The organism is Arthrobacter alpinus, from assembly GCF_900105965.1.
Lineage (GTDB): Bacteria > Actinomycetota > Actinomycetes > Actinomycetales > Micrococcaceae > Specibacter > Specibacter alpinus.
This window is the reverse complement of sequence record NZ_FNTV01000001.1, coordinates 3158615-3178067: the sequence shown is the minus strand read 5'-3', so window position 1 is coordinate 3178067 and position 19453 is coordinate 3158615. Positions and strand designations below refer to the sequence as shown.

Genomic DNA, 19453 nt, shown 5'->3' with positions numbered 1-19453 from the left:
ATTTAAGTGGGCCTTTACTCAAAAGAAAAAGTGGCGGTATCCAATGGATACCGCCACTTTCATTTGGTCGGGGTGACAGGATTTGAACCTGCGGCCTCGTCGTCCCGAACGACGCGCGCTACCAAGCTGCGCCACACCCCGATCCATTACGTTTCCCGTGACCAGTGAAGGTCTGGAAAAGCAACCTCTCAAGAATAGCGGAAAGAGGGGTGGATTACGAAATCGAGGCCCCGGGGACAATTCGGCGCAGGGTGATACGACTAAGGCTGCGGTTTGGCCGTCAACGTCAGCACCACGGCTTCCGGGCGGCAGGCGAAGCGGAACGGGGCTGTGCGGGAGGTGCCGATTCCCGCAGAGACGTTGACCGGCGCGGTACGTCCCGCGGCATCCCAGTCATTGAGACCCTTGGCGCGCCACGTGGGCAGATCGCAATTGCTCACCAGCGCGCCGTAGCCCGGGACGCAGACCTGGCCGCCGTGGGTATGGCCGGCAAGGATCAGATCTGCGCCATCTGCAGTGAAATGGTCCAAGACGCGCTGGTAGGGGGCGTGTGCCACGGCGATCTTGACGTGCGGGGCCGAGTTCTGGCTGACTGATCCGCGCGGCCAACCGGCGTAGCGCTCACGATTCAAATGGGGATCGTCCACGCCGCTGAAGTCAAAGCGGATGCCCTTGAGCGGGATGGACTGGGCCCGGTTTGTCAGGTTGACCCAGCCGCCTTGGCCGAAGCCCGCGTGCAGCGCTTCGGTATCAAGGGCCAGCGGAGGGCGCTGATCTGCCCGGATCTTGGACGGACCGGAAAAATACGCCAGGGGATTCTTGATCCGAGGTGCAAAGTAGTCATTGGAACCAGGCACAAAGACGCCTGGGAAGTCCATGAGCGGGCCAAGGGCGTCCAACAAGGGCGCGATCGCCTGTGGGTGACTCAGGTTGTCCCCGGTATTGACCACGAGGTCAGGCTCCAACACAGCCAGGCCCTTGAGCCACTCGGTCTTTTTGTGCTGCCCGAGCGACAAATGAATGTCAGAAAGGTGGAGCACGGTAAATGGTGTGGAACCCGGAGGCAAGATCGCCAGCGACTCCTCACGGAGTGCAAACCAGTGACGTTCAATGAAAGTGCCGTAGGCCACCGCGGTAGCTCCGGCGGCAACGGCAAACCCCGCCGCCGCCCCCAATTTTGTGAGGCGGGACGGGGTTGTGCGCGTAGCTGACATGGTGACTAGGCCCTAGTCCTTCTTCTTGTCGTCACTCTTGGGCGTCCCAGATTCCTTGGTGGCGGGTTTCGGTGCGTCAGCCGGCTTTGGTGCGATCGTGACCGGCGGGTTGACCATGCTGGCCGGCGGAGGGGTGAAGGCGCCAACATCAAAGAAGCCGGCAACCTGGTTCATGTAACCCTGCCAAGCCTTGCCCGCATAGGTGGCACCGTCCACGTAGTCGAGGCGCTGGTTGGCGATCAACTTGCCGTTGCTGGATTCAGACTTGACGATGTTGCCAACCCACGACGACGTGGCGAGACCGCGCGTGTACCCGGTGGTCCAGGTCTGCTCAGAGTTGTTGGTGGTACCGGTCTTGGCCGCTGCGGGGTACTGCAACGGAATCTGATAACCGGAACCCCGGACCAGCACTTCCTGCAGGACACTGTTGACACCCGCGGCAACCTCCGGCTTTACGGTTTGCTTGCAATTGGCACCGGGAACAGGGAACTTGTCACCCTTGATGTTGGTTACGGAAACCAAGGCGATGGGGTCGCAGTGCACGCCGCCCGAGGCGAAGGTTGCAAAGGCAGAGGCCATGGTCAGGGGTGCAACTTCGCCGGAACCGAGAAGAGAGCTCACATATTCAACGCTGTAGGGCTGGTTAGGATCCCCACCAAGGTGGATGCCGGTGGCCGACATCATCTTTTGGATGTTGCACATATCCAACTGGGCTGCGGTGGCAAACGTTGCCGTGTTCAGGGAGTTGTACAAACCTTCCCGGGCCGTGAGCCGCTGGTAGAAGTTGTTCTCCGCGTTTTGGAGGTCCTTGGAACCATCGCCGGCATTGTCGTCATAGACGCCGGTGGTTGATCCGCAGGTGTTGGTCCACTGGAAACCGATGGGGTACTTGCGAACCGAGGCGTTAACGACCTCGTTGATCCGGTGCCCGGAGTTGAGCCACTCGGCGAACGTGAACGGCTTGATGGTTGAACCAACGTCGAAGCCGCCGGCGCCGCCAAGCGAATTGCCGTTGACATCGATTCGGTCAACGTTAAAGTTGTAGTCCGAGTTGTATTGCCCCTCGGGGGCAATCAATTTGGTGTTCTGTGCCATGGCAAGAATCTTGCCGCTGCCCGGCTGGACGGTGACCAATGACTGGCCAACTTCGTCAGGGTTGTTGCCGGCCGGCGTAAAGTTCTCGAACTGGGCCTGGGCGGCGTCCTGCAAACCCGGTTCCAGCGTGGTGGTGATGGTCAAACCGCCCTGAAGGAGCAGCTTCTGGCGATCCTCCACGGTCTTGCCATAGTTGACATCATTGAGAATCAAGTTGCTGACGTACTGGCAGAAGTATTCGGCACGGACGGCCGTGGTGCAGCCATTGCGATTCGACTGAACTTTCAGGCCAATCTCAGCCTTAACGGCGTCGGCGTGCTGCTTGGCATCGATCATGCCTTGATCCAACATGTGGTCGAGCACCATGTTGCGGCGTGAAAGGGCGTTCTCGGGGTTCACTACGGGATCGTAGTAGCTGGGTCGGTTGACCACGCCGGCGAGCAAAGCAGCCTGGGGCAGTGTCAGATCCTTGGCATGGGCGCTGAAATAAAAGGATGCCGCGGCTTCAATGCCGTAGTTGTTGTTGGCAAAAAACACCCAGTTGAGGTATCCCTGCAGGATTTCCTCCTTGGACAGTTGCTTGTCAACGGCGATGGCGAGCTTGATCTCGCGGACCTTGTCGCCAACACCCTTGCCATCGCCCTGCTTAACCTTTTCCAGTTCCCCGTTGGCAGCGTAGGTCTGGTTAATGACGTTGCTGACGTATTGCTGAGTAATGGTGGAGGCACCCTGGCGTCCACCACCCTTGGCCATGGAGGTCACAGCGCGCATGAGCCCGCGTGTGTCGATGCCGCCGTGCTCGTAGAAACGAGAGTCCTCAACGGCGACGATCGCGTCCTGCATAAAGGGCGAGATGCTATCGAGCGGAACCTCGGTGCGGTTCTGATCATAGAATGTCGCCATAACGGAGCCGTCAGCAGCAAGAATTTTCGATGACAGCGCCGGAGTTTCAAACTTCATCTCATCCGGGAGATCGTCAAAAAATGAGATGGAAGAGGTGGCCGTGCCGCCCGCCAAGGCGACGGCCGGAACCATCAGTCCTGCGACCAGCACACCACAAATGGTGCTGATGCCCAGGAAAGCGACCAATTTACCCAGAGTTGTGGCGGTATCGAAAATGGGGTGTTTTTTTGCTGCCATTTTCCCAGTTTAGCGGCAGGGGATACGCTTTGATGTATGACCAAATGGGAGTACTCTACGATTCCGCTGATTATCCACGCCACGAAGGCAATTCTTGACCAGTGGGGTGATGACGGCTGGGAGCTGGTTCAGGTTGTCCCCGGACCCGACGGAAAAGGCCTTGTTGCGTACCTTAAACGAGAGAAGGCCTAGCCGTGAATACCTTGCCAAATCAAGGAACTTCACGCATTGAGGCTCGGATTGCGGAGCTTGGCCTAGTCCTGCCCGCTGTGGCTGCGCCGGTAGCTGTCTATGTGCCTGCTGTGATCTCTGGGAACCATGTTTACACCTCCGGGCAGCTGCCTTTTGTTGACGGCAAACTCACAGCTTCGGGCAAAGTGGGCGCGGCGGTTTCCGCTGAGGACGCAAAAGCCCTCGCAGCGATTTGCGCCATCAACGCCATCGCCGCGCTGAAGAGCGTCATCGGCGACCTCGATCGAGTCACCCGCATTGTTAAGGTTGTTGGCTTCGTGGCCTCAGACCCTTCCTTTACCGGCCAGCCGGGCGTCGTCAACGGTGCCTCCGAGCTTTTGGGCCAAGTATTTGGTGAGGCAGGAGTTCACTCCCGTTCCGCCGTCGGAGTTTCCGTCTTGCCGTTGGATTCTCCTGTCGAGGTTGAGTTGATTGCCGAATTCCAGTAGCACTCCTGCGGGCATTCGGCCCGCAGGCAAGAGGTACTTCCCGCTGAATGCAGACCAGCGGGGAGCCGCGGAAACGTGGGTTGAATTTGGTGACCGCACCCCCAGCAAGCCGCGGAAGGCCTCCTCTGTTGTGCTGTTGAAAGACAGCCCCGCCGGCCTCAAAACGTATTTGACGTACCGTCCGGGCGGTTCGCCCTTGGGAACCGTTGCGTTCCCCGGCGGCACCATTGAAGTAGCGGACGACGACGTTACCGACTGGGTGGGACCCTCGCCCACCGCTTGGGCCAAGAGCATGGGCACGGACGACATTGGCTTGGCCAAGCGCCATGTGGTGGCAGCCATTCGTGAAGTATTTGAGGAAACCGGCATCTTGCTCGCTGGATCGGATGCTTCCGGAGTGGTTGAGGGCATCTCTGGGCCGGAATGGATGCGCGCGCGCGAATCGATTGCTGCCCAGGAGACCACTTTTGCGTCCCTGCTGGAGCGGTATGGTCTTGCGCTGCGCACTGATCTACTGAAGCCGTTGAGTCACTGGACCAGCCCCGACTTTGCCCACCGGCGTTTTGATACGCGATACTTTGCTGCCACCCCGCCCGTCAACCAGGAACCGTCGTTGCTGACCAGCAAGGGTGTATGGGGGCGTTGGGTCTGTGCCGCAGACGTGCTCGCTGACCGTGCCACATCGGCGCTGGGTGATGAGATCGGCCTGCCGAACACCGCTGGTCTGGCGTTGGGCGAGCTTGTGGTGCCCAGCGTGGAGATCATCTTGGAGAAGATCGCCGCTGCGCGCGGCTGTATCGCCTACCTGAACCACAAACGGCCCATCAACGAATACCAGCCCAAACTTGTTGTGGGCGACGACGGCGGATTCAGCCTTGAGGTTGCCACCGCGCCAGCGTCAGAAGGCGGACCCTGCCGGGAACGTTGAGACTTTCGGGTAACGAGCATGAAAAAGCCGGCCGGACCACCTTTGAGGTGATCCGGCCGGCTTTTCGCGATGCGGGTTACCGTGAGCGCTGGCGCAGACGGTTGACGTCCAAGATGACAACCGCGCGGGCTTCCAGGCGGAGCCAGCCGCGCTGAACGAATTCAGCCAGGGCCTTGTTGACGGTCTCACGTGAAGCGCCCACCAGCTGGGCCAATTCTTCCTGCGTGAGTTCGTGGGCAACCAGGATGCCATCGGTGGCGGGACGGCCGAACCGGTCTGCCAGGTCCAAGATTGCCTTGGCAACACGGCCGGGAACATCTGAGAAGACCAAGTCGGAAAGGTTGTCGTTGGTGCGGCGCAGGCGGCGTGCAAGTGCCTGCAGCAGCTGCATGGACACTTCGGGGCGGTTGCGCAGCAAAGAGTTAAGGGACTCGTTGCGGAGTCCGGCCAGGCGTGTTTCGGAAACGGCGGTGGCGGTGGTGCTGCGCGGTGCCGGATCGAAGAGAGCCATTTCGCCGAAGAGTTCGCCCGGGCCGAGGATGGCAACGAGTGATTCGCGGCCGTCCGAGGAAGTGCGTCCCAGCTTTACCTTGCCGGAAACAATGAAATAGAGCTGATCGCCCTGGTCTCCTTCACGGAAGACCGAAGCCCCGCGGGAAAGATCCACCTCGGCCAGTTCGTCCGTCAGAAGGCGGAATGCCTCGTCGTCGAGCGTGGCGAACAGTGGTGCCCGGCGTAGTACCTCGATGTCCATGAAAACTCCTTGCATTATGTAGCTAATCAGTTGTGACCTATTACTGATTGTTTCAGAATTTTTCTGTTTTTGTGACCAATTTGGCATTTGTGGCGTCCGTTGCCAGCATATTGGCAGTTTGAGCCGACCAGAAGACCAGTTGTTACTCGGTTTGTGCCGGTAACATGTGCCACTGGGGCGTAATTCGTGCGCCTGATGGACTGGGCGCTGGCCCGGGAGGAGCTGTACGCGACCGTGCTTGGTTTCTCGTGGCTTGATGTTGTGCTTATTCTCTGGCTTTTGTGGCAGCTAATATATGGTCTCAACGCCGGATTAGTAGTGGCTCTGGGCGGGTTGGCCGGATTTATTGCTGGCGCGGTGGGAGCATTTTTTGCTGCACCATTTGTCAGCCAACTGGCCCCAAACCCAGGACTGCGAACCGTCATGGTGATTGGTGCGACTGTCCTGCTCATTGCCATTGGCCACGGCGTGGGCATGAAGCTGGGACGAGCCATCGGGCGGTTTGTGAAATCCGACTCAATCCGCTCCGTAAACCGCATCTTGGGTGGTTTGCTCAACATTGCCGTAGGCGCATTGGTCATTTCCTTCTTGTCCTTCGGCGTATCCAACTTGGGTATTCCGGCCGTTTCCACAGCCCTTAGTGATTCCCAAGTCATCTCCAAAATTGACGCTTGGACGCCGAAGCCCGTCAAGGAAGCAGTGGCCCAGGTCCGCTCGCTTGTCCTCGATGAGGGCATCCCCGCTCTGCTGAATCCGAGCGGGCCCAATGTTGAGGTGGCCGCTCCGATGGCTGACACCAACACCGAGGCCTGGAATACGGCGGCAGAATCCGTCATGAAGATTTCCGGAACAGCATTCCAATGCGGACAGAACCAAACCGGCACTGGATTCGTCATCTCACCCGGACGCGTTCTGACCAACGCCCACGTGGTGGCGGGAGTTTCGATGCCCGTGGTTCAGACTCAGCAACAGGGTGCTCTCCCGGCCCGAGTGGTCTACTTTGATGCTTCTCACGATCTAGCGATTCTTGCCGTTGACTCCCTCGACGCGCAGCCACTGGCCACCTCCGCGACAGTCCCCGGAAACACGCCCACGGCCTTTGCCGGGTACCCCTTGGGTGGACCGCTGCAGATCCGGGCGGCCACCGTACTCTCCTCGGCACCCATGATGGTTCCGGATATTACCGATGGCGCCTCGACCATGCTGGATGTTTACCAATTGGCCGGCAACGTGCAATCGGGCAACTCGGGCGGACCACTCTTGGATAGCAAGGGCGATGTCATAGGCGTGATCTTCGCCAAGGCCACCTCTGCCAGCAATGTTGGCTTTGCCCTGACAATGGAAGAAGTCAGCCCCGTCATCACTGCGGCGCCGCACCTCAACAGCCCGGTACCCTCGGGCTCCTGTAAAGTTAGTTGATTTTCGAGGGTTGAGCCTAGGAGAGTGTCTTGTCGAGGGCACTCACGGCCAGCTCGTAGCCGTGGATTCCGGCGCCAACAATCACGGCACTGCAGACCGGCGAAAGGTATGAGTGGTGGCGGAACTCTTCGCGTTTGTGGACGTTGGAGATGTGCACCTCCACGGTGGGAAGTTCCACGGCAGCAATCGCGTCCCGAAGCGCCACCGAGGTATGGGTGTAGGCGCCCGCGTTGATGATGATGCCCACCGCCGTCCCCCGTGCTGCATGGATCGCGTCGATCAGAACACCCTCGTGGTTCGACTGCAGGCAGCTGGCGCCGAACCCGGCGGATTCGGCAGCCGCGGTGGTAAGAGCTTCGACGTCGGACAGGCTTGCCGATCCGTAAATCCCAGGTTCGCGGGTGCCCAACAGGTTTAGGTTGGGGCCGTTGAGAATCAGCAGGGTGCCGCGGGCCGGTGCAGTCGTAGACGTCATGGGTTAATAATGCCCCACTTCGGCGCCAGACCGGGGCACCCAACAGGTAAATCCCGCCGTGAAAAAAGTTTGGCTAGGCCTCGGATGAGGTTGCGGCAATACTGACCAGCCGCAGTTTGCCGACGCGTTCACGCAGAACCCTTTGGGCTTCGGCGCCGAGGGCGTCGTCGCTGATGAGCTCGTCCACATCCTCCAAACCCGCAATGGTGCTGATTCCCACCGTGCCCCACTTGCTGTGGTCAGCCAGGACCACCACCTTGCGTGCGGCACCGATGAGCGCCCGGTCCATCTCGGCCTCGAGCAGGTTGGGTGTGGTGAAACCTGCGTTTTCATCCACCCCGTGAACACCGAGGAACAGAACATCCAGGTGCAGGGAGCGGACCGACGCAGTGGCGATAGGACCCACCAGGGCGTCCGACGGCGTGCGCTCACCGCCGGTGAGGATGACCGACACGCGTGACCCGGCGGTCTGAAAGACATCGGCGATTTTGACTGAATTGGTCACTACCGTCAAGTTCTTGCGCGTACTGAGCGCCTTGGCCAGGACCCACGTGGTGGTGCCGGCACTTAGCCCGATGGCCATGCCATCTTGGACCAGCAGCAGCGCCTCCTGCCCAATCGCCTCCTTTTCCTGGGTGCTTTGGGTGGATTTGAGCTCAAACCCGGGCTCGTGCGTCCCCGCGCCGCCGGGCAGCTTAGCGCCGCCATGGATCTTCTGGACCAATCCGGCGTCGTCCAGGGCGTCGATGTCCCGGCGGACCGTAACAACTGACACGCCGAGGGTTTCAGCTAGGTCCGCCACCCGAGCGACTCGCTCCCGGGACACAATGGCCACAATTTCACTGCGTCGGACGTCCGCAAGCATCGGAACCTCCTCGGTTCGGGTGGAGAATGAGCTCATCCCCGATTTCATCTGCATTCCTGATCTCATCCGCACACTCAGCCCTTACTGGAACCCAGCGTCAGACCAGCCACAAAGTGGCGCTGGAGCAAGAGATAGACGATCAAGGTGGGGATGACTGTGATGGTGGCTCCGGCGGCGAGCAGGTTGTAGTTGGACAGGAACGTTCCCTGCAGATTGTTGATGGCAGTGGTGACCGGGAGCCGGTCCCCGCTTTGGATGAACAACAACGGCCAGAAATAGTCGTTGTAGATGAAAATCAGTTCCAGAGTGGCCAGGGCAGCGATCGCTGGTCGGCACAACGGCATGATGATGGAGACGAACTGGCGCCAGATTCCGGCACCGTCCACCAGCGCCGCTTCTGTCAGATCCCCCGAAAGGGCCTTCATGTAGTTGGACAAGACGAAGGTGCAAAAGCCAATCTGAAAGGCAGTGTTGGCAATGATGACGGACATATAGGTGTTCAATAAGCTGCCGGAATCACTAAACCAATATGGCAGTTGAATGAGCTTGAACATTTCAAACAGGGGTGTAGCCAGAACCTGTGGCGGAAGCAGGTTCCCGGCCGTGAACATGATGAGCAGCGTGATGTTGAACTTCCAGCTCACCCGACTGACGGCAAAAGCCATCATGGAACTGCACAACAGCACCAAGATAATGGTGGGGATCGTGATGATCAACGAGTTGGCGAAGTAGCGCGGGAAGCCGCCCTGCGTCCAGGCTTGGACGAAGTTGTCGAAGTTGAACGCGCCGCCCAGGCTGAAGTAGCCAAATTTATCGGTGTCTGCTTTGGGGCGCAGGGCCGTGAAAAGCGCCCAGCCCAAGGGGATCATCCACATGACGGCCATGACCGTCAAGAAGATGTGGGTGCCGTAGTGAGGCCGTTTGAGGCCGTGGCCAACGCCGCCTGTGGCGGGTCGGTTGGTCCTGGTGATGGAAGCAGACATTAGAACTTCTCCTTCCGGAAGGTGCGGGAAAGGTAGATGGTGATGGGGACAAGCGAGATGACGAGCAAGATGACAGCGAACGCGGATCCGATGCCGATCGATTGGCCCTCACCGATGAGGTAGCTGATGACGAGGGCGCTGATGAGTTCCAGCCCGTTGGTGCCCTTGTTGATGACCCAGACAACGTCAAAGGCGCGGAGGGATTCGATGATGGTGATCACCACGATGACGATGTTGATGGGTGCCATGGCGGGAAAAACAATCCGGAAGAAGGTCTGGGTGGCATTGGCGCCGTCCAAGGAAGCGGCCTCCTTGAGAGATGCGTCCACACCCTTCAGACCGGCCAAGTACAAGATCATGACGTAACCGGCGTGACGCCATGTGGCCGCAACAAGGGCAGCCCAGATGTTGACGCTGGAATCGCCAAACCAGTCCACGGCTTCCGGGGTGCCGGCTGTGCCGAGCAGGAAGTTCAACAGGCCATTGTCTTTTTGGTAGAAAAGCTGCCAGATGATGCCAACCAGGGCCAGGGACAACATGACCGGGACAAAGAAGATGCTTTGGTAGATCTTGCTCCCGCGAATTTGCTGGTCCAAGAGCACCGCCAGCAACAAGCCCAGGGGGGTAGCGATGACTGCTAGGAAAACCAGCCACAGAATGTTGTGCTGGACGGCGGGCCAGAATGCGGGGCTGTCGTTAAAAACGTAGCTGTAGTTGGCGAAGCCAGCGGCGCGGATGTCTGAGATTTCCAGACCGTTCCATCGTGTGAAAGACAGCAGGACGGAGAGGAGGGTTGGAATCCAGACAAAGGCCAGCTGTACCAGGGTGGGTATACCCACCATGAAGCCGAGGACCACTTTGTCCGTGGTGGAGAGTCTCTTTACTCCCGCGTTCTTGCGGGGTCTGCGTGCTGAAGAGTGGGCGGCCCCAGTGCCGCGGGGGGCTGATTTGGAAAGTTCGGTGGGCGTGCTCATGGCAAACTCGTTTTCTCGCAGTGAACCTTGCAGGATTGCGGATGCAGTTTGTGTGGTGGCGGGCGGGCCCGCCACCACACTTGGTGCGTTACTGGGCCGCGTACAGGGCCTTGGCCTGGGACTCCATGTTCTTGACGTCCACGGTGCCGTCCTTGATGAAGGCCTGCAGTGCCGGGATCATGACGTTGTTGGCCATGGCGGGCAGTGCATCTCGGTCAAAGAACTGGCTGATGCTCTTCGCGTTGGCAATGGTGTCCGCGCACTTCTTGGTCAACGGCGAGAAGGCTGAGGTGTCCCCACCCTTGGCCGTGGCGATGTTGGACGGGTCGACCTTGGCGTACGCGTTCTGGCCTTCCGGGGTGCCCATGAATGCCATGAAGTCCTTGGCTGCCTGGTTGTTGCCGCCTTTTTTGGACAACAGCAAGCCATCGATCGGGGCTTCCACGGCATCCTGGCCTTCCATGGCGATTTCCGGGAAGGGGAAGAAATCGATGTCGTCCAAGATGGCCTTGTCCGTGTATTGCTGGGTCACGAAGGAACCCAACAGGTACATGCCCGACTTCTTCTTGCCCATGTTGATGGCCGCATCCTGCCAGGTCATGCCCAGTGCGGCAGGGTTCTGGAACGGCAGCAGTGCCTTCCACGTATCAAAGACATCACTGACCTTCTTCTGATCCCACGTTTCCTTGTGGGCTGTCAGATCCATGTGGAACTGGTAGCCATTGAGGCGCATGTTGATGTAATCGAAGGTGCCCATGGCCGGCCAGCCGTCCTTGTCGGCAAACTCGATCGGTACCAAGCCATCGGCCTTCATCTTGGCGCACAAGGCAGTGAGGTCATCGAAGGTGGTGGGAACTTCGTAGCCCTTCTCTTCCCAAACACTCTTGCGGTAAAAGAAGCCCCAGGGATAGTTGTAGTTCGGCACAAAGTACATCTTGCCGTCGGGGCCGGTGGAAGCCTTCTTCATGGCGTCGGAGTAGTTGGCGCCAATGGTTTCCCAGACATCGTCAATGGGCGCCAGCAGTCCCTTGCCCGCGTAGTACTGCATGCGGTAGCCGGCGAACCAGGTAAATGAATCGTCCGGACTGCCCTGGAGGTAAGTGGAGATCTTGTTCTGGAAATCGTTGTGCGGGACAACGTTGGTGGTTACCAGACTCTTGGTCTTGGCCGTGAAGGCGTCTGTGACTGCCTTGTAGGCCGCCTTGGGGACATCATCCGATGAACCCGATCCAAAGGTCAGTGACGTTGATGCTGCTGCGGAGCCGCCGGGACCGGATCCGCCGGTGCAGGCTGCGAGCAACGGGATACCTGCTGCGCTGACGGCACCCACGCCGAGGGTCTTCAAAAGGGTGCGGCGGTCAAAGCCGGAACGGATGATTCCGCTGGCGGACCGGTCTTCGTTGAATGACATGATTTCTCCCTTGAAATGCACGATCACGTGAAGTGGATCACATAAATCAATCGTGAAACTACAAAAAAGAAACGTCAATACTCAAAAGAGAAACTTTTCGATCACGGTTTTGTTTCTTTTTGGCGAGTGCTCCGGTCGCCGGGGATGTGGGATAGGGCTTTCCGCCAAATGTGGCGCGGGTCGAGTCTTTTGCCGGTGACCCCAGAAGTGTTTCCTGTGACTTTGCGTCGCGGCAGGGCTCCGGCAAATATGACGGCATGCCCGGCCAGTATGACGCTGTGTTTCTGGGACTCAGCGGCCTCGTCGATGGCAAAAAGTTGGCCCGCACGTGTGTGCGGGCCAACCTTGGGGTTGCAGGTGGGGTGCAATCCTCTCGACGCGCCATTTTGCGTAGGCGCACGCCGGGTCCCAAGGGTGACGCGGCACTGTCGAGGTCGGATTTGCTTGGGGCAGGCTAGGCCTTCAAGGATTCCGCAATCTGGTTCATGACCGTGTTGTCGGCCAGCGTTGATGAATCGCCCGCGGCACGGCCCTCGGCCACATCCTTCAAGAGGCGGCGCATGATCTTCCCGGAACGGGTCTTGGGCAGCTCGGGAACCACCAAAATGGTCTTCGGCTTGGCGATGGGGCCAATTTCCTTAGCCACGTGGTTGCGCAGAGTCGTGACGATGTCGGCGTCCTCGACGGCGGAACCGCGCAGGATCACGAACGCCACCACGGCCTGTCCTGTGGTTTCGTCGGCTGCGCCCACCACGGCTGCCTCAGCCACCGAGGGGTGGCTGACCAGAGCAGACTCAATTTCAGTTGTTGAGAGCCGGTGGCCAGAGACATTCATGACGTCGTCCACGCGGCCCAGGAGCCAGATGTCGCCGTCGTCGTCCCATTTGGCCCCGTCGCCGGCAAAGTACATGCCGTCAAAGCGCGACCAGTAGGTGTCCTTGTAGCGCTCGTTGTCTCCCCAGATGCCGCGCAGCATGGACGGCCAGGGCTCACGAATGACGAGGTAGCCGCCATGTCCGTGCGGCACGGAGGCGCCGAGTTCATCCACCACGTCAACCGCGATGCCGGGCATGGGCACCTGGGCCGACCCTGGTTTGGTGCTCGTGACGCCGGGCAAGGGGGCGACCATAATGGCGCCGGTTTCGGTCTGCCACCAGGTGTCCACGATGGGTGCCAGGTTGGAGCCAATGACGCGGCGGTACCACATCCAGGCTTCGGGGTTGATGGGCTCGCCCACGGATCCCAGAAGGCGGATCGAGGAAAGATCAAACTTGGCGGGGATGTCTTCGCCCCACTTCATGAATGTGCGGATAGCGGTGGGTGCCGTGTACAAGATGGACACCTTGTACTTTTCCACGATTTCCCAGAAGCGGCCCTGATGCGGGGAGTCTGGGGTGCCCTCGTACATGACCTGAGTGGCGCCATTGATGAGCGGGGCATAGGTGACGTAGGAGTGGCCGGTGATCCAGCCGACGTCGGCCGTGCACCAGTAGACATCCGTTTCCGGCTTCAGGTCAAACACGGCGCGGTGCGTGTAAGCGGTCTGCGTGAGGTATCCGCCGGTGGTGTGCAAGATGCCCTTGGGCTTGCCCGTGGTGCCGGAGGTGTAGAGGATAAACAAGGGGTGCTCGGCGGCATGCCCGACGGCGGTGTGCTCGGCTGAGGCGGTGCCCACAGTATCGTCCCACCAGTTATCGCGGCCTTCAACCCATTCAACGGGCTCGCCATTGCGCTTAACCACCACGACGTTTTCGACGCTGTGTCCGGGGGCGGCCAGTGCCTCATCCACGGCAGGCTTCAAGGCGCTGGGCTTGCCGCGGCGGAACGTTCCGTCTGCGGTGACAACCAACTTGGCCTCAGCGTCGTCAATGCGCGAGCGCAGGGCATCCGCCGAGAAACCGCCAAAGACCACCGAGTGAACGGCGCCGATGCGGGCACAGGCCAGCAGTGTAATGACAGCTTCGGGGATCATGGGCAGGTAAACGGCCACGCGATCGCCCTTGACCAGGCCCAGGGACTCGAAAGCGTTGGCGGCCTTCTTGACCTCTTCGGTCAGCTGCGCGTACGTGTAAGTACGGGTGTCGCCGGGCTCGCCCTCGAAGTAAATGGCGACGCGGTCACCGTTGCCGGCCTCCACATGACGGTCAAGCGCGTTGTAGGCGGCGTTGATTTCACCGTCCTCGAACCAGGTGGCGAACGGCGGGTTGGACCAGTCAAGGGTCTTGGTGAACGGCTTTGACCAGGAAAGCAGTTCGCGGGACTGCTCTCCCCAGAAGGTGGGGCGGTCTGCGTTGGCCTTGGCGTATTCATCGCTGTGCACGTTTGCGCCGGCGGCAAATTCTGCACTGGGTGCGAACTGGCGGTTCTCCGTGAGGAGGTTTTCCAGTGCGTCTCCGGACTGGTTGTCAGCTGCGGTGGTGACCTCAGACATCTAATATCCCTTCATTCCTTCGTTGCTGATGTCCGGCAAAACCCCAGCCGCGCAGCAACGCCCGGCGGTCCCTTTTCGGGGCTGGCGGCAGCGCGCAGGATGGTTTTGAGGACAACGTTTGTTCTAGCTCAAACTCTATCCCTTTCCGCACCTTGACGTGTTCGCCGTCACACCACCGTGGGGTCAGTGGCGTCATATCTGCGCTCAAATGCATGATTCTGCCCACAGAAGGCGTATGGGCAGTTCTCCCCATCTAGCGGTTTCTAGCCAGTTTTAGCTGTGGCTCGCTAGTGTTGCCTGTCCGGGGTAACTAGGCTGGGATCAATCGTGACAAAAGAGGAGCAAGACCATGACAGAGCAACACACGCATTCCACCCAGGGCTCCACAGGCAGCACGGGTGCATCGCTCAGTAATGCCGCCGTCGGGCCGCTGACCATCCGGGACCTCGCCGTTCTAGGATCGGTGCTGATCATTTTCGTCGCATCCTTGGTGCCGATCATTCAGACACTCGTCGGCAGCCTCAACCTCTGGAACACGGGCGGCCTGTTCTATCTGGCCATCGGCGTGATTCTTCCGCTGATTGTTGGTGGACTGTTCCTTGCCCGCCGCATGAGTCCGGGCACCAAGATCCGCATCGGATCGTTGTCCACCGATCAGTTCGCCTCCGTTGTGGCCTCCTTCGCGACCTTCTTCTTCTTCACCGGGACCGTCACAAACTTCGGCATCGCCTACCTTGTGGGCCTCATTGGGGCGCTATTGCTGCTGGTGTCCACGGTGTGCGCCCAGTGGATTCCCGCCTTGGCGGCTGACTATTCCGGCCGTGTGGAAACTCCTGCTCACCCAGCAGCGCGCGACGCCGTTCCTGCCCTCAAGCGCCCCGCCGCACCCAAGCCCGTGGCTGGGGTGGGTGGCGCCAAAGCCGGCCCGCAGGGAACCGGTAAGCCGGGCGGCTTCGGCAAGGGCGCCTCGTTCGGTGCCGGCGCCTCCGGTCAGGTGGCCGGCGTGCCGACACCTGAAGCTCCTGTTGCCGGCGCACCTGTTGCTGGTGCTGGTGCCTCGTGGGGAACGCAGCAGGCGCCCGCCGGCCATACCTCGGCAGGTCAGATTTTCACCCCGGCCAGGGAAGCTTCCCCGGCCGCCCAGGCCGCCAACACCGTTGCAGGCGCCTCGGCCACCCCCGCAGCAACAAGCACTCAGACTTTCCCGGTAGCAACCAACGCGCAGCAGGAGAGCGCCCCCGAGAGCTCGACTCCAAGCGTCTCGGAGGCATCCGACGTTGCCACGCCTGCCAGCGCGGAAGCGGCTCAGCCCGCGGAACCGGCGCTCGCCGAGCCTGCGCCCGCCGTCGAACCTTCCAATGAAGGCGTCACCGATGATGACAACGCCACCAGCTTGAACCCGCAGGTTGCTCCCGCGGCTGAACAAGCTCCAGTTCCGGCCGCCGCGGATCCGGTCAGCCCAGTGTCGGTCAAGGAGAGCATCGGTGCCACGGTGAACCCCCAGGCCGCAGCGTCCGTGATCGCCGAGCCGTTCTGGTTCGCCGTGGACCGCCCGCAGAACGTGATCGACGAGCGCACCCGTCAGTTCGTATTTAAGCTGAACCCGGGGGCCTGGATTCTGGCACTGGAAGATCGCGGAAACAGTTTCCTGGTTCAGGATAGCCACGGCAAGACGGGCGTATTGCTCGATCTCGTGGGGATTGAGCGCGCCTCGGACAGCCAGTAATGCCGCAGGATTCGGTGCTGGCTCTCAAGCGCCGGGCCCGCAAAATCAACCGAGAACTCGCTCAGCTCTACCCGTATGCGCATGCGGAGCTGGATTTCCGGAACGCGTTTGAGCTGTTGGTGGCCACGGTCCTCTCTGCTCAGACCACCGATATCCGCGTCAATGCCGTGACGCCTGCGCTCTTCGCCCGCTTCCCAACCCCGTTGGCGATGGCACAGGCGTCCACCGTGGAGCTGGAAACGCTGATCAAACCCACGGGCTTTTTTCGGGCCAAGGCGGGAAATCTGCTGGCCTTGTCCACTCGTCTGGTCGACGAGTACGACGGCGTGGTCCCCGGCACCCTCGAGGCGTTGGTGACGCTTCCAGGAGTCGGGCGGAAAACCGCAAATGTGGTGTTGGGCAACGCATTTGGTGTCCCGGGGATCACCGTGGACACCCATTTCATGAGACTTGCCAAACGGTTTGGCTGGACCGAGTCGACGGACCCGGTTCGGATTGAGGCCGATGTGGCCGCGTTGTTCGAGCCTAAGGATTGGACCATGCTCTCGCATCGCGTGGTGTTCCATGGCCGCCGGATTTGCCATGCCCGCAAACCGGCCTGTGGTGCCTGCCCAATTGCACATTTGTGCCCTGCTTACGGTGACGGCGAGGTGGACCCGGTGAAGGCGGTGAAGCTTCTCAAATATGAGTTGGCCCCGGGCCAGGAAGAGCTGCTGGCCCGTATGCAGGCTGATGTTGAAAATGCGGCTCAGTATCGGCAAGAGTCACAATTGGCAGCACGTGCCGCGCAGTCCATTGGTGGGCAACCATGAGCGCCTACGCTGATCTCATTGAGCTGGCCAAGAAGGCCGCCACGCTGACGGAGATTAGTGGCGTGGGGAGGCCGGCGCTGTGGCCGGCACCGGCCGACGCCGCAACGTTCCGCAAAGCCGCTGTGCTCATGCTTTTCGGTGCCCTGGATGAGGTTCCTGCGGCCTCTGAAAAACCGCTGGCCTCGGCGGATCTGGACATCCTGTTGGTGGAACGGGCCGCAACCTTGAACGACCATCCTGGACAAGTGGCGTTTCCTGGCGGGGGAGTGGGCGCATTGGATGATTCCCTGTCCGCCACCGCCTTGCGCGAAGCCCACGAAGAAACAGGCCTTGACCCGCTAGGAGTTGAAATCCTCGGGACACTGCCTGAGGTTCCTCTGGTGGTTAGCAACTTCATGGTGACGCCAGTGGTGGCCTGGTGGGCTCGCCAGACTCCCGTGGATGTGGTCGATTTTGGTGAATCTGCTCAAGTTTTTCGGGTTCCGGTGAGGGACCTGCTGGATCCAGACAATCGTTTCACCGCCGTGGTGAAGCGAGGCCGAGACACTTACCGGGGCCCGGCCTTTGCGGTCAACGGTGTGGTTGTCTGGGGTTTCACGGCAGGGATCCTGAACTACGTTTTCCACGAACTGGGCTGGTCCGTTCCGTGGGATGAGCAGCGGGAGATTCCCGCGCCAATTTAGGCTGCCTGGCAGCTGTTGAGTTGGGTCATTTTGCGTCGGCGTAGCACTGGACCACGCTGACATTGACGGGAAATTCCAGCGGAATCTTGCCAAAGATCAACTCAGTGGCGGCACGGGAGGACTCGTGGACGATCTGTGTCACCTCATCGACCATGCTGGCCGGGCAGTGCACCATGACCTCGTCGTGCAGGAAGGCCACCAGTTGGGGCGTACCTGCTCCTGAGTCATCACCTGTTTTTGGAGAGGCAGCCGCCAGGGCCCGAAGCCGGCGTCGGAGTTCAGCCAGCCAGCAGCAGGCCCACTCTGCGGCGGTCCCCTGAACCACAAAGTTCCGGGTAAAGCGGCCGCGAGACCGGGCGGCTTGCTCCGCCCGGCGCTGTTCCTGGGCCGTTGAACTGCGCTGGCCGTCATGCCAGGCCTGTGAGGTCGGCGGGGTGCTGCGGCCCAGATAGGTACTCACACGTTCGCCACGTTCACCGGCGAGGGCAGCTTGTTCCACAAAGTCGAGGGCGCGTGGGTACATACGGGCAAGCTGAGGGACCAAGCGGCCGGAATCGCCCGTCGTGGCCCCATAGATGGCGCCCAACAGGGCAACCTTGGCCATGCTCCGATCGCCACCAAAACCTTCAGCGGCGATCCCCGCGTAGAGATCCTTGTTATTTCCGGCAGCGTCTCCGCCCGCGGCAGCCATGGCGGTGTCCTGTGCCAGAGCGGCCAGCACGCGCGGCTCCAGCTGAGCAGCATCGGCAACGATCAGTGCGTAGCCAGGATCAGCGACGGCTGCGCTGCGGATTTGGGCTGGGATCTGCATGGCGCCGCCGCCTCGTGAGGCCCAGCGCCCCGAGACCACGCCACCCACCACGTATTCGGCGTGGAACCGGCCGGCCGTGACCCATTGTTGCAGCCAGTTCCACCCATTGGTGGTGAAGAGCCGGCTGAGTTTTCGGTACGTCAGGAGAGGTGCAATGACAGGGTGTTTGAACTCCTGCAGTTCCCAGCTTCTCGTTGATTTCGCCTCGATCCCGGCTCGGTGCAAGGCACGCATCAGGTCTTGCGGGGAGTCTGGATTCAGCGATGGGGCATTAAGGGCGGTGCGCAACCGTGCGGCCAGCGCTTCCAGTTTTTCTGGGTGGGCCAGATTCGTTGGTTCGGGGCCAAGCAGGTCATTGAGCAGCCTCCTGTGCAGGTCTTCCCTCCAGGGAATACCTTCATACTGCATCTCCGCGGCCACCAATGCACCAGCGGATTCTGCACTGAGCAAAAGTGTGAGCCTGGCTGGGTGTGTGGAGGAAGCGACGGCTCTTTTTTGCGCGCCAAGTTCCTGGGCAACCGCAGCCAGATTCCATGGACCTGCAGCCGAGGAGACGGCCGGCGCATCGAAAAGGCTGTCCTGCCCGGCGGAGGAACCGTATAGGAGGCTGCTGTTACGCACGGGATCGATCTCCGGCGGCAACGGCGTGAAACTCTGGTGATAGCTGGTGCTGGCGGCAAATTCGGAAAACTGCAGGATATTCTGACACAACGCCAGATCGTGGCACTTTTCCACGCGTACACCGGCTGCCAGGAGGCTCGGATACCAATTGATGGCCCGGTCCCAAACCCAACGCGGATGATGCAGCTCCTCTAGTGCCCGCACGGTAGTGCTGAGCTCGGTGCGGGCCACTTTCTGGGCCGGCGAGGCAGGTGAGCCGTCGTCGTTCCGCAGTTCAACCAGGATGGTAGAACTTTCGGGACCAGTGGCAAGTAATGCGTACATAAGTTCTATTCTCCACGCAAGGCCGGATTAAATCCTCCACAGCTGCCTCTGGGCGCGTAGTTCCGCACTTTTGTGTGACGTGGTCTGGAAGTGTGCGGCATCGGGCT

17 protein-coding genes and 1 tRNA gene are annotated in these 19453 nt (G+C 60.4%); 7 read left to right on the top strand and 11 right to left on the bottom strand.

Annotated elements, in window-relative coordinates; all coding sequences use genetic code 11:
- Positions 1 to 64: 64 nt before the first annotated feature.
- From BLV41_RS14525 to BLV41_RS14515, 3 genes are all read right to left on the bottom strand, one after another.
- A tRNA-Pro gene (locus BLV41_RS14525) sits at positions 65 to 141 on the bottom strand.
- A gap of 119 nt (positions 142 to 260) precedes the next feature.
- On the bottom strand, positions 261 to 1214 hold the full coding sequence (locus tag BLV41_RS14520) for a metallophosphoesterase (RefSeq protein ID WP_074712263.1): 954 nt from the start codon (positions 1212 to 1214) through the stop codon (positions 261 to 263).
- Positions 1215 to 1226: 12 nt separating this feature from the next.
- The gene (locus tag BLV41_RS14515) at positions 1227 to 3449 is read right to left on the bottom strand and encodes a transglycosylase domain-containing protein (RefSeq protein ID WP_044577448.1); all 2223 of its coding nucleotides are present in this window, start codon (positions 3447 to 3449) and stop codon (positions 1227 to 1229) included.
- A gap of 36 nt (positions 3450 to 3485) precedes the next feature.
- On the opposite strand from BLV41_RS14515, the gene sp36 reads away from it, so the two are divergent.
- Genes sp36 through BLV41_RS14505 form a run of 3 tightly spaced genes read left to right on the top strand, consistent with a single transcriptional unit; the run spans position 3486 to position 5057 of the window.
- A complete protein-coding gene (sp36, locus tag BLV41_RS22130; protein ID WP_170835480.1) occupies positions 3486 to 3641 on the top strand; it encodes a Sp36 family protein in 156 nt (51 codons plus the stop codon).
- A gap of 2 nt (positions 3642 to 3643) precedes the next feature.
- Complete coding sequence (locus tag BLV41_RS14510; RefSeq protein WP_074712262.1) at positions 3644 to 4129, top strand: RidA family protein; 486 nt, start codon at positions 3644 to 3646, stop codon at positions 4127 to 4129.
- Between the two features lie 13 nt (positions 4130 to 4142).
- Positions 4143 to 5057, top strand: a complete 915-nt coding sequence (locus BLV41_RS14505) for an NUDIX hydrolase (RefSeq protein ID WP_074713343.1) — start codon at positions 4143 to 4145, stop codon at positions 5055 to 5057.
- Between the two features lie 76 nt (positions 5058 to 5133).
- On the opposite strand, the gene BLV41_RS14500 is transcribed toward BLV41_RS14505, so the two are convergent.
- Entirely contained in the window at positions 5134 to 5811 is a 678-nt protein-coding gene (locus BLV41_RS14500; RefSeq protein WP_058945660.1) for a Crp/Fnr family transcriptional regulator, read from the bottom strand.
- A gap of 195 nt (positions 5812 to 6006) precedes the next feature.
- Between BLV41_RS14500 and BLV41_RS14495 the strand changes: the two genes are divergently transcribed.
- Positions 6007 to 7230: a MarP family serine protease gene (locus BLV41_RS14495; protein ID WP_342028217.1), complete on the top strand. Its 1224-nt coding sequence runs from the start codon at positions 6007 to 6009 to the stop codon at positions 7228 to 7230.
- A gap of 16 nt (positions 7231 to 7246) precedes the next feature.
- Here BLV41_RS14495 and aroQ read toward each other — a convergent pair whose 3' ends face one another.
- The 6 genes from aroQ to acs all read right to left on the bottom strand — a co-directional run bounded on the left by aroQ (position 7247) and on the right by acs (position 14369).
- Complete coding sequence (gene aroQ / locus BLV41_RS14490) at positions 7247 to 7705, bottom strand: type II 3-dehydroquinate dehydratase (protein ID WP_074712261.1); 459 nt, start codon at positions 7703 to 7705, stop codon at positions 7247 to 7249.
- Positions 7706 to 7778: 73 nt separating this feature from the next.
- Positions 7779 to 8570, bottom strand: coding sequence for a DeoR/GlpR family DNA-binding transcription regulator (locus BLV41_RS14485; RefSeq protein WP_074713341.1), 792 nt, complete (start codon positions 8568 to 8570; stop codon positions 7779 to 7781).
- A gap of 74 nt (positions 8571 to 8644) precedes the next feature.
- Entirely contained in the window at positions 8645 to 9553 is a 909-nt protein-coding gene (locus tag BLV41_RS14480) for a carbohydrate ABC transporter permease (protein WP_083360795.1), read from the bottom strand.
- Positions 9553 to 10527 (bottom strand): carbohydrate ABC transporter permease, encoded by a 975-nt coding sequence (locus BLV41_RS14475; protein WP_074713339.1) that lies wholly within the window; start codon positions 10525 to 10527, stop codon positions 9553 to 9555. Before BLV41_RS14475 ends, BLV41_RS14480 begins: the two co-directional genes overlap by 1 nt.
- Before the next feature lie 88 nt (positions 10528 to 10615).
- Positions 10616 to 11938 carry an ABC transporter substrate-binding protein gene (locus tag BLV41_RS14470; protein WP_074713338.1) on the bottom strand — a complete coding sequence of 441 codons (1323 nt, stop codon included), beginning with the start codon at positions 11936 to 11938 and terminating at the stop codon, positions 10616 to 10618.
- Between the two features lie 454 nt (positions 11939 to 12392).
- Entirely contained in the window at positions 12393 to 14369 is a 1977-nt protein-coding gene (gene acs, locus BLV41_RS14465; RefSeq protein ID WP_044577432.1) for an acetate--CoA ligase, read from the bottom strand.
- 349 nt (positions 14370 to 14718) lie between these two features.
- Here acs and BLV41_RS14460 point away from each other — a divergent pair, with 349 nt between their 5' ends.
- The 3 genes from BLV41_RS14460 to BLV41_RS14450 are packed head-to-tail and all read left to right on the top strand — an operon-like array spanning position 14719 to position 17590.
- Positions 14719 to 16095 carry a hypothetical protein gene (locus tag BLV41_RS14460; RefSeq protein ID WP_074712260.1) on the top strand — a complete coding sequence of 459 codons (1377 nt, stop codon included), beginning with the start codon at positions 14719 to 14721 and terminating at the stop codon, positions 16093 to 16095.
- Positions 16095 to 16907: an endonuclease III gene (gene nth / locus BLV41_RS14455; protein WP_074712259.1), complete on the top strand. Its 813-nt coding sequence runs from the start codon at positions 16095 to 16097 to the stop codon at positions 16905 to 16907. Before BLV41_RS14460 ends, nth begins: the two co-directional genes overlap by 1 nt.
- On the top strand, positions 16904 to 17590 hold the full coding sequence (locus BLV41_RS14450) for an NUDIX hydrolase (RefSeq protein ID WP_074712258.1): 687 nt from the start codon (positions 16904 to 16906) through the stop codon (positions 17588 to 17590). Before nth ends, BLV41_RS14450 begins: the two co-directional genes overlap by 4 nt.
- Positions 17591 to 17615: 25 nt before the next feature.
- Here BLV41_RS14450 and BLV41_RS14445 read toward each other — a convergent pair whose 3' ends face one another.
- Positions 17616 to 19346 (bottom strand): bifunctional 3'-5' exonuclease/DNA polymerase, encoded by a 1731-nt coding sequence (locus tag BLV41_RS14445; RefSeq protein ID WP_074712257.1) that lies wholly within the window; start codon positions 19344 to 19346, stop codon positions 17616 to 17618.
- Positions 19347 to 19453 lie beyond the last annotated feature (107 nt).